This window comes from Pseudomonas sp. 18.1.10 (assembly GCF_024655625.1).
GTDB lineage: Bacteria > Pseudomonadota > Gammaproteobacteria > Pseudomonadales > Pseudomonadaceae > Aquipseudomonas.
Map to the genome: position 1 here is coordinate 1 of NZ_JANLGL010000211.1, position 9,263 is coordinate 9,263.

A 9,263-nucleotide genomic window follows, 5' to 3' on the forward strand; every position below is an offset into this window, starting at 1 on the left:
ACAGGTGTCAGTCACCAATATTTCGACTGACACACCGTATTCGCGAGCAAGCCCGCTCCCACACAAGCCCGGTCCCACATTTGGATTTCGGTTGCCTTTGGATCATGCCTTGGGCGGATTCACCTTCTGCACCAGTTCATACGCCCGAACCGTCGCCGGCCGTTCCTTGATGCTGTTGAACCAACGCTGCACATGTGGGAAATCTTCCAACCGCTGGCTCTGCCACTTGTGGGAAACAATCCACGGGTAGATGGCCATATCGGCAATGCTGTAGTCCTCGCCGGCCACAAACGCCCGATCCGCCAGGCGCCGGTCCAGCACGCCATACAGTCGCGCGGTTTCGTCTACATAGCGCTTGATCGCATAGGGAATTTTCTCCGGCGCGAATTGGCTGAAGTGATGATTCTGCCCGGCCATCGGCCCCAATCCGCCCATTTGCCAGAACAGCCATTGCAGGGTTTCCTGGCGGCCGCGCAGGTCCTTGGCAATGAACTGGCCGGTTTTTTCCGCGAGGTACAGCAGGATTGCGCCGGATTCAAACAGCGAAATCGGCGCGCCATCGTCGCCAGGGTTGTGATCGACGATGGCCGGAATGCGGTTGTTGGGCGCGATCTTCAGGAAGTCGGGCTTGAACTGATCGCCCTGGCCAATATTGATCGGATGCACCGCGTAAGGCAGGCCGGCTTCTTCCAGGAACAGTGATACTTTGTGACCGTTGGGGGTCGTCCAGTAGTACAAATCGATCATGAAGCTCTCCAAAGGCGCGAATGCCTGTAGGTAGAGGTGATGTTCGGAGTGCGAAAATTCAATGAAACATTTAGGTCTATCGATATGGAATTTCGGCAGGACGCGGCACTGATCGTGATCGATCAGCAGAAAGGCATTCATCACCCCACGCTCGGGCGGCGCAATAACCTACAGGCCGAGGAGCGCATTCAGGCGCTGTTGATGTATTGGCGCCACACGGGCCGACCGGTGATCCATGTGCAGCATTTGTCCCATTCGCCGGGTTCGGTGTTCTGGCCAGGGCAGCCCGGTGTCGAGTTCCAGGACGCGTGCGTGCCGGCGCCCGGTGAGCAACTGATTCAAAAGCGTGTGCCGGATGCGTTCAGCGGCACACCGCTGGAAGCGCAGTTGCGCGCCGCCGGCATTGTGCAGTTGGTGCTGGTGGGCGTGGCCACCCACAACTCGGTGGAAGCCACCGCCCGCACCGGCGGTAACCTCGGGTTTGATACCTGGGTGATCGAGGATGCGTGCTACACCTTCGATAAACCGGACTTCTTCGGTGAATTGCACCCCGCCGAGTTGGTACACGCCATGTCGCTGGGCAACCTGCACGGCGAGTACGCCACGGTGATCCATTCCCGCGACGTGCTGCGTTAAGCCACCGCGCCATCCACCAACACCTGCAACGACTGCTGCGAACAGCGCTCGATGCGCACCTGCACGCCATACACCTCGGCGAACAGCGCCGGGTCGAGCACCTCATCCGCCGCGCCGCAGGCGTACAAGCGGCCCTGGCGCAGCACGGCGATATGGTCGGCGAAGCGGGCCGCGAGGTTGATGTCGTGCAGCACCACCACGGCGATCAACTGGTGTTCGCGCACCAGGCCGCGCACGCAGTCCATGACTTTCAGTTGGTAATTGAGGTCGAGGGCGCTGGTGGGTTCGTCCAACAGCATCACCTGGGGGCGCCGGGCGATCAGTTGGGCGAGGCTGACCAGTTGGCGTTGGCCGCCCGACAGCGTGCTTAACAGTTGGTCGGCCAGGTGCGCGATGCCGATGCGTTGCAGCGCCGCGAAGGCTTCACGCAGGCAGGCCTCGCGGGACAACGGAATGCCGTCCACATTGGCCACGCGCAAGGCGGCGATCACGCTTTCCATCACGCTGAGGCTCAGCCCCGGCGGCAGGTTTTGTGGCATGTAGGTAACGCGCCGCGCACGTTCGGCTACGGACATGGCGGACAGGTCGAGGTCACCCAGTCGCACAACGCCGTGCATCTTTTCCAGCCCGGCCACGGCACGCAGTAACGTGGATTTGCCCGCGCCGTTGGGGCCGATCAGCGCGGTCAGGCTGCCGTGGGGCAGGGTGGGCAGGCTCAGGTCGTGGACAATCTGCCGACGGCCGTAGCTGACATTTGCGTGCTCGATGCGCAACCCTTCACTCATAATTGCCTCCCACGCTTGAACACCAACAGCACGAAAATCGGCACGCCCACCAACGCGGTGACGATGCCCACCGGCACGATCACGCCGGGCATTATCAGCTTGCTGGCGATCGACGACAGCGCCAGCAGCAACGCGCCGGTCAGGGCGCTGGCGGGCAACAGGAAACGCTGGTCTTCACCCACCAGAATCCGCGCGATATGCGGACCCACCAGACCGATAAATCCGATGGTGCCGACAAAGGCCACGGCGGTGGCCGACAACAGGCTGATGCGCAGCAATGAGAAAAACCGCAGGCGTTTCACGTCCACGCCGAAGCTCTGCGCGCGGTCTTCACCCATGCGCAGCAAGGTCAGGCGCGGCGCGGCGGCAAACGAGAACGGCAACACCACCGCGACCACCACGGCCAGGATGCCGAGCTTGTCCCAGTTGGCGCGGGTCACGCTGCCCAGGGTCCAGAACACCAGTTGTTGCAGCACGTCTTCGGTGGCGACCAGTTGCAGCAAGGCCACCACCGCGTTGCAACTGAACACCAGCGCAATGCCAAACAACACCAGGCTTTCCACTCCCGCGCCGCGCAGACGCGACATGGCTTGCAGCAAAAACACCGAGGCAGCGGCGAAGATAAACGCCGAGACGGAAATCGCGGTGTTGGCCGATACCCACAGCGTCGTCACCGGAAACACAATCACCAGGGACGCGCCCAACGCCGCCGCCGACGACACGCCCAAGGTAAACGGGCTGGCCAGCGGGTTGTTGAGGATCGCCTGCATCTCGGCCCCGGCCAGCGACAGCGCGCAGCCCACCAGCACCGCCATCAGGGCGTAGGGCAGGCGTACGTTCCAGATGATTACGTGGTCGGTTGCGCTGAGATGGGCGGGGTGCACGATCCCGTCGAGCAAGGCCAGCAGGCCCATGCCGGACGGGCCGCTGGCCAGGTCCACCAGGATGGCGCCGACCAGCGCGGTGCCCAGCGCGGCCAGCAGCCAGGCGCGCCGTGCGAGCAGGCGGCGATAGCCGTGGGTGGCGCTGGCCAGGTCGAGGGTTTGAGTGGTCATGGGTGCTCACACAATTTCAAAAACAATGGAGATCTAAATGTGGGAGCTGGCTTGCCTGCGATGGCGGTGTATCAGTCACCTCATTCAGTGACTGACAGGTCGCTATCGCAGGCAAGCCAGCTCCCACAGTTTTTTACTGCGTTTTTGTAGGGGATTTGGTGTCGATCCAGTAGGCACCCTGCAACGGCATCCCGAGGAACTGTTGGTTGATCTGCTCCATGGTCGCCTGCGGGTCCAGCTTGGCGAACAACGCCGGATGCACCCACTTGGCCAACGCCTCAATCGCCAGCACGTTGTACGGCGAGTTGTAGAAGTCATGCCACAGGCCGTGGGAATTGCCCTCGCGGATCGCACGAAGGTTGGCGAACTCTGGCCGCGCCAATACGCGATCAAACGCCTCGCGCGCTTCATCGGTGCTCACGCCCGCGCCGAGGATCAGCCCCGGTTTGTGATTGCCGGTGGCGACGTAAACATCCGGGTCAGCCTTCAACGCATACTCGACGCTGATATCCCCCAATGCCCCCGGCACCACATCGGCGGCGATATTGCGCCCGCCGACCAACTGGATCACTTCCCCCATGCCGCTCTTGCCGGTGGTGTGCCCCGGCGCTTGCCAGGCGCCGGCCAGCAGTTCGAGGAACACGCTTGGACGCGGCCCGGCGGGCAGGGTGGCGACGGCGTCGGTAATGACTTTGATGTGTGCGTCATAGAAATCGAGGAACGCCTTGGCCTGGGCTTCGCGGCCCAGAGCCTGGCCCAGCGCGGTCATGCTGGTGTGGGTGCCTTGCACCGGGTTGACGCGAAAATCGACAAACACCACCGGGATGCCGGCCTTGGCCAGCACGTCAGCCACCGCGCTGTGCTCGGTCGGGCCGTGGCCGGAAATGCTGAACACCGCCAGGTCCGGTTTGAGCGAGAGGATTTCCTCGGCGCTGACGCTTTGTTCCGACGCCTGGCCGATCAGCGGGATGTCTTTCACCGTCGGAAATTTCGCCACGTAGGCGTTGTAAGTGTGCTGATCCAGCAGCTTCAGATCGTTCTGCCAGCCGACGATGCGCTGGAACGGCGCGTCCTTGTCGAGCAGGGCGAACGCCGAAATCAGCCGGCCTTCACCCAGCACCACGCGCTCGACGTGATCGCTGACGTCGACCGTGCGCCCCAGCACATCGGTGACTTGTTGGGCGGCGGCGGTTTCGGCGTGGCCGAGGACCAGCGCGGCGCACAGCACGCCGAGCTTGAGCAGTTGACGGGGTTTGCGCATGGCAAGGGCTCCTGAACAGGGGGATCTAGAATTCATAATCAACACTGGCGGTGAGGGTGCGCCCGGCGCCCGGGATGCCGTAGAGCTGGAAGCCGTCGAGGGACGCGCCGACCTGGCTGTAATAAAACTTGTTAAACACATTGTTGAGGTTGAGGTTGACCGTGGTGTCCTTGTTCACCTTGTATTGCGCCGCCACGTTGCTCAGCCAGTAGCCGGGGGCTTTTTCGTGGTCGCGGGTGTAGATCGCGTACACCCCGGAGGCGCCGCTGGCGTAGCTGCTGTTGTTGTTCAAACCGCCGACGTATTTGTTGTCGGTGTAGCGGCGCCGGCCCACGTATTGCTCGCCGTAGCTCAGGCTCAGCGCGTCGGTGACGGCGTAGGTGGTCCACAGGTTGGCGGTCAGGTCGGGCACGTTCTTGGCTTCGGCGCCTTTGTTGATGCCTTTGGTCTGCACGCTTTTGAGCGCCGAGAAACCGCTGTAGGCGGTCCAGCGCGGAGTGATATTGCCTTGCAGGCCCAACTCGATGCCGTCGACGCGCTTGGCGGGCAGGGCGCGCACCGGGGCGGATTCGCCGTCCTGGTATTCCCAGGAATTTTCCAGTTCGGTGCGGAAGATCGCCGCCGTGACGTTGAGCCTGTCGTGGGCAATGTCCCACTTGGTGCCCAGTTCATAGGTCTTGGATTTGGCCGGGCTGTAGTTGCTGGTGCTGGCCGCGCCGTAGATCTGGTTGTTGGTGGACGCACCCAGTGCCGACGGTTGTGCCGCCTCGCTGTAGGACACGTAGATGCTGCCGTTGGGCAACGGCTTGAATACCGCGCCGACGCGACCGCTAAGCGCGCCGTCGCTGCTGCTGGTGGTGGCTTGGCCACGCTGGCGGGTTTCGGCTTGCCACTTGTCGTAGCGCAGTGAGCCCAATACTTGCCATTGCTCGTTGAGGGTGACGGTGTCGCCCAGGTAGATACCGGCGTTGTCGATCACCGAACGCGGCTCGCCGACGCCTTTGGTCACGTAGGTGCTGGCGAAGCTATGGCTGGGGTTGCTCATGTCGAAGAGCATGTCGCCGGCCGGCACTTCGGCGTTGCGTTTCAGGCCGCCGTAGGTCTCGTGATAGAACTCCAGGCCCGAGACCACCGCGTGTTGCAGGCTGCCGGTGTTGAACGTGAAGCTGAAGTCGGTCTGGTTATCGAGGATGGTGTAGCGCTTGGACAAACCGAAGTCGCTGCCGCGCAGGATGCCGTAGGACGTGTTGCTGTTGTTCACGTAGTCGGTGTAGGCATTCACCGTGCTGCCCGGCACTTGGCTGATCGGGCCTACACCGGTGTAGCCCAAGGTCGCACAGCGGGTGCCGGTGCAGGTTTTTCCGCCCGAGGCGCTGGCGGCGAAGAAGCGCGCCGGGGACAGCACCGCGAAGTTGTCGCTGCGTTCCCAACGCGTCTGGTTGCGCAGGTTGGCGTCGTTCCAGGCGAAGTCGTGTTCGAAGCGGGCGGTCAGCGAGGTGGTCTTGTTTTCTTGGGTGTAGAGGCTGGAATCGCCGTACCAGTTGGAGCGTTTCACCCCGGGCATGCGGTCGCCGTTGGTACCGCGCTGGATCGGCACGCCGCCGTCGGGGGTATTGGTGTCTTTCTGGTAGAAGGTGTCGATGAAAAAGCGTGTATCGGTGCCCAGGCCGAAGCCGAACGAGGTGGCGATGCCCCAGCGGTCGTAGTCCACATCGTCGCGTTCGGACACTTGGTTGTAGTGCTTCATCAGGTTGACGCGTACGGCGGTGGTGTCGTTCAGCTGTTTGTTCAGGTCGGCGGTGAGGCGCCGGTAGGCGTCGGTGCCGACCCCGGCGGACACGCGGTTGGCGTCGCCCAGGTGCGCTTCCTTGCTCACCAGGTTGACGCTGCCGCCCACGGCCGACACCCCGGACTCGATGGAGCCGGTGCCCTTGAACACTTCCGCCTGTTGCAGGTTGAAGGTGTCGGTGCGCGTGGACATGCCGGCGTCGCGCACGCCATCCACGGTCAGGCTTTGTTCGGAGGAAAAGCCACGGATCGAAAACAGATCGCCCCAGCCCAGGTTGCCCTCGCCGGACATAAAGGTAATACCCGGTACGTTGCGCAACACTTCCTGCAAGGTCTGTGCGTTCTGTTCCTTGAGCACCTGCTGCGGCACGATGGTCACGCTTTGCGGCGCGTCCAGCAGGGGCTGGCTGATTTTCGCCGACGTCACCCGGTCGACCTTGAAGGTGGACGTGGCTTCGCCATCGACCTGGATTTCCGGCAGGCTCAGCACTGAATCCTGGGGGCTGGCGCTGGGCGCATCTGCCCAGGCTGTCGGGGCCACGCTGCCGGCAGCGAGAAAACCAAACATGGGTGCCAGCGTGGTGTGTAGCGGGTTGCGGAGCGGTGTAGGCAATGACATGGGCTACTTCCGAGTCTAAATTACAATTACTCTCATTTAGGTTCGGTAGTCTAAACAGCGATTTCCCCTGCATTGCCCTGGGTTTGTATCGCTGATGCTTGATTATCGTTTCCCACAACATTCCATTACATTTGCGCACGCCGTTGCCTGAACTTTCGGCTATTTGCTGCGTTTTATAGTTTTTCGGATCGACTGCCCATGGCCAAGCAAGACCACCTCCTGATCGTTGATGACGACCCGCAAATCCGCCAGTTGCTCTGCGACTACCTGAGCGACGCGGGCTTTCAGGTGTCCACCGCCGCCGACGGCAAGGAGATGCGTCGGCGCCTGGAATTGAACGTCATCGACCTGATCGTCCTCGACCTGATGCTGCCCGGCGAAGACGGCCTGAGCCTGTGCCGCGAGCTGCGCGTGAGTTCCAACACGCCGGTGGTGATGCTCACCGCCAAGGGGTCGTTGATCGACCGCATCGTCGGCCTGGAAATCGGCGCCGATGACTACCTGCCCAAGCCGTTCGACCCGCGTGAACTGCTGGTGCGGATCAAGGTGGTGTTGCGCCGGGTGCAGAGTTTCCCCGACCGGGCGCGGCTGGATGAGGCGCCGAGCATCCGTTTCGCCGGCTGGCAACTCGACACCCGCGCGCGGCAATTGCTCTCGCCGGACGGTGTGGTGGTCAGCCTGGGCAACTCGGATTACCGCGTGCTGCGCCTGCTGTTGCAGCATCCGAACCGCCCGCTGAGCCGCGACTTTCTGCTCAACCACGTGTTCGACAAGGACAGCACGCCGTTCGACCGTTCCATCGACGTGTGCGTCAGCCGCCTGCGCTCCCAACTGCCGGCCGGGCTGATAAAGACCGTACGCAACGAGGGTTACATGCTCACCGCCGATGACGTAGTGCTGGCGTCGTGAAACTGCTGCCGCGTTCACTGTTTGGGCGGCTGGTGCTGATTCTGGTCAGCGGCATGCTCGCGGCCCAGGCCCTGACCAGCAGCATCTGGTACGACCGGCGCCATGGACAGGTGCTGGAAATCCCGGCGCGGTTGATCGCCACTCGGCTGGCCGATGTGGTGCGCCTGGTGCACAGCGATCCGCAACAGGCCGACCTGCTGATCCAGTTGCTCGATGCGCCGCATTTCCGCCTGACCTTGAGCGACCAGGCCAGCAACACCCCCAGCAGCCTCACCGACAGCGACCGGCCGACTGAGCGGCTGCTCAAGAAAGTCCTCTCGGAAAAAACCGGCTATGCGCAAACCCTGATCCTGCTGCAGCTGTCGCTGGTGGACGGCGTGGGGCAAAACGCCGGGCTGTGGACTTTGCTGGAGTCCAAACCGGTGGTGGGGCAGTTCCTGATCGACCTGCGCCTGCCCGACGGGCGCTGGTTGCAGGTGGACGCCCGCGAAGAACAGGGCTGGACCAGCACCTCGCCGCTGGACCTGCTGTTCGATTACGTGATGCGCATCTACCTGCTGCGCGTGCTGGTGCTGGTGGTGATCGCCCTGGTGGCGGTGCGCCTGGCCATCCGCCCGCTCAACGCCTTGGCCAAGGCCGCCGAAGCCCTCGGCCGGGACATCCAGCGCCCGCCGTTATCGGAAAGTGGCCCCACCGAAGTGCGCCGCGCCGCCCAGGCGTTTAATGCGATGCAGCAACGGCTGATCGCCAACATTGCCGAGCGCACGCGGTTTCTCGCGGCGATTTCCCACGACCTGCGTTCACCCATCACACGCTTGCGCCTGCGCACCGAGATGCTCGACGACAATCGCACCAAGGAACGTTTTCGCAGCGACCTCGAGGAAATGGAGCACATGGTGGCCAGCACCCTGGATTTTGTCAGCAGCGGCGAAATCAACGAGGCACGGCAAAACATCGACATCAATGCCTTGCTGCAAAGCTTGCAGGCGGATCTGGAAGACGTGGGGCAGAGCGTGCGCATCGAAGGCCGGGCGAAGCAGCCGCTGCCGGGGTATGCGCGCAGCCTTAAACGGTGCGTGCAGAACCTGCTGGAAAACGCGGTGCGTTATGGCCGTGACGTGGTGGTGCGGGTCGACGACCAGGCAGACCGCTTGAAGATCGTCATCAGCGACCGCGGGCCGGGGATTCCCCAGGCGGAACTGGAGCAGGTGATGGAGCCGTTTTATCGGGTTGAAGGGTCACGCAATGCCGAAACGGGTGGGTATGGCTTGGGGCTGAGCATTGCTCACACCATCGCCAGGGCGCATGAAGGGCGGTTGAGTTTGAGGAATCGCGAGGGTGGGGGCCTGGAAGTGGAGTTATTGTTTCAACGCAGAGCCTGAAGTGAAATGCAGTCCAATGTGGGAGCGGGCTTGCTCGCGAATGCGGTGGGTCAGCTGAAATACCTGTAACTGACACACCGC

8 protein-coding genes are annotated in these 9,263 nt (G+C 62.7%); 3 read left to right on the forward strand and 5 right to left on the reverse strand.

Going from position 1 to position 9,263, the window contains the following annotated elements; genetic code table 11:
- Nucleotides 1-102: 102 nt before the first annotated feature.
- On the reverse strand, nt 103-747 hold the full coding sequence (locus NUV89_RS24590) for a glutathione S-transferase N-terminal domain-containing protein (protein ID WP_257783361.1): 645 nt from the start codon (nt 745-747) through the stop codon (nt 103-105).
- Between the two features lie 84 nt (nt 748-831).
- Between NUV89_RS24590 and NUV89_RS24595 the strand changes: the two genes are divergently transcribed.
- Entirely contained in the window at nt 832-1,383 is a 552-nt protein-coding gene (locus tag NUV89_RS24595; protein WP_257783362.1) for a cysteine hydrolase family protein, read from the forward strand.
- Here the strand turns inward: NUV89_RS24595 and NUV89_RS24600 are convergent.
- The 4 genes from NUV89_RS24600 to NUV89_RS24615 form a co-directional block, all read right to left on the reverse strand.
- Nucleotides 1,380-2,168, reverse strand: coding sequence for an ABC transporter ATP-binding protein (locus tag NUV89_RS24600; RefSeq protein WP_257783363.1), 789 nt, complete (start codon nt 2,166-2,168; stop codon nt 1,380-1,382). The genes NUV89_RS24595 and NUV89_RS24600 overlap by 4 nt on opposite strands.
- A complete protein-coding gene (locus NUV89_RS24605; protein ID WP_257783364.1) occupies nt 2,165-3,223 on the reverse strand; it encodes an iron ABC transporter permease in 1,059 nt (352 codons plus the stop codon). The genes NUV89_RS24600 and NUV89_RS24605 overlap by 4 nt, the downstream gene beginning before the upstream one ends.
- 133 nt (nt 3,224-3,356) lie before the next feature.
- On the reverse strand, nt 3,357-4,484 hold the full coding sequence (locus NUV89_RS24610; RefSeq protein WP_257783365.1) for an ABC transporter substrate-binding protein: 1,128 nt from the start codon (nt 4,482-4,484) through the stop codon (nt 3,357-3,359).
- A 25-nt stretch (nt 4,485-4,509) separates the two neighbouring features.
- A complete protein-coding gene (locus tag NUV89_RS24615) occupies nt 4,510-6,891 on the reverse strand; it encodes a TonB-dependent siderophore receptor (protein WP_257783366.1) in 2,382 nt (793 codons plus the stop codon).
- Between the two features lie 198 nt (nt 6,892-7,089).
- Between NUV89_RS24615 and NUV89_RS24620 the strand changes: the two genes are divergently transcribed.
- Together NUV89_RS24620 and NUV89_RS24625 are read left to right on the forward strand one after the other, a co-directional pair.
- Complete coding sequence (locus NUV89_RS24620; protein WP_207039773.1) at nt 7,090-7,800, forward strand: response regulator; 711 nt, start codon at nt 7,090-7,092, stop codon at nt 7,798-7,800.
- The gene (locus NUV89_RS24625) at nt 7,797-9,182 is read left to right on the forward strand and encodes an ATP-binding protein (protein ID WP_257783367.1); all 1,386 of its coding nucleotides are present in this window, start codon (nt 7,797-7,799) and stop codon (nt 9,180-9,182) included. Before NUV89_RS24620 ends, NUV89_RS24625 begins: the two co-directional genes overlap by 4 nt.
- The last annotated feature ends 81 nt before the right edge of the window (nt 9,183-9,263 follow it).

Bases quoted from the DNA above. Each gene is read 5' to 3' on its own strand.
- NUV89_RS24590 (WP_257783361.1), bottom strand. From the start codon at position 747: ATGATCGATTTGTACTACTGGACGACCCCCAACGGTCACAAAGTATCA.
- NUV89_RS24595 (WP_257783362.1), top strand. From the start codon at position 832: ATGGAATTTCGGCAGGACGCGGCACTGATCGTGATCGATCAGCAGAAA.
- NUV89_RS24600 (WP_257783363.1), bottom strand. From the start codon at position 2,168: ATGAGTGAAGGGTTGCGCATCGAGCACGCAAATGTCAGCTACGGCCGT.
- NUV89_RS24605 (WP_257783364.1), bottom strand. From the start codon at position 3,223: ATGACCACTCAAACCCTCGACCTGGCCAGCGCCACCCACGGCTATCGC.
- NUV89_RS24610 (WP_257783365.1), bottom strand. From the start codon at position 4,484: ATGCGCAAACCCCGTCAACTGCTCAAGCTCGGCGTGCTGTGCGCCGCG.
- NUV89_RS24615 (WP_257783366.1), bottom strand. From the start codon at position 6,891: ATGTCATTGCCTACACCGCTCCGCAACCCGCTACACACCACGCTGGCA.
- NUV89_RS24620 (WP_207039773.1), top strand. From the start codon at position 7,090: ATGGCCAAGCAAGACCACCTCCTGATCGTTGATGACGACCCGCAAATC.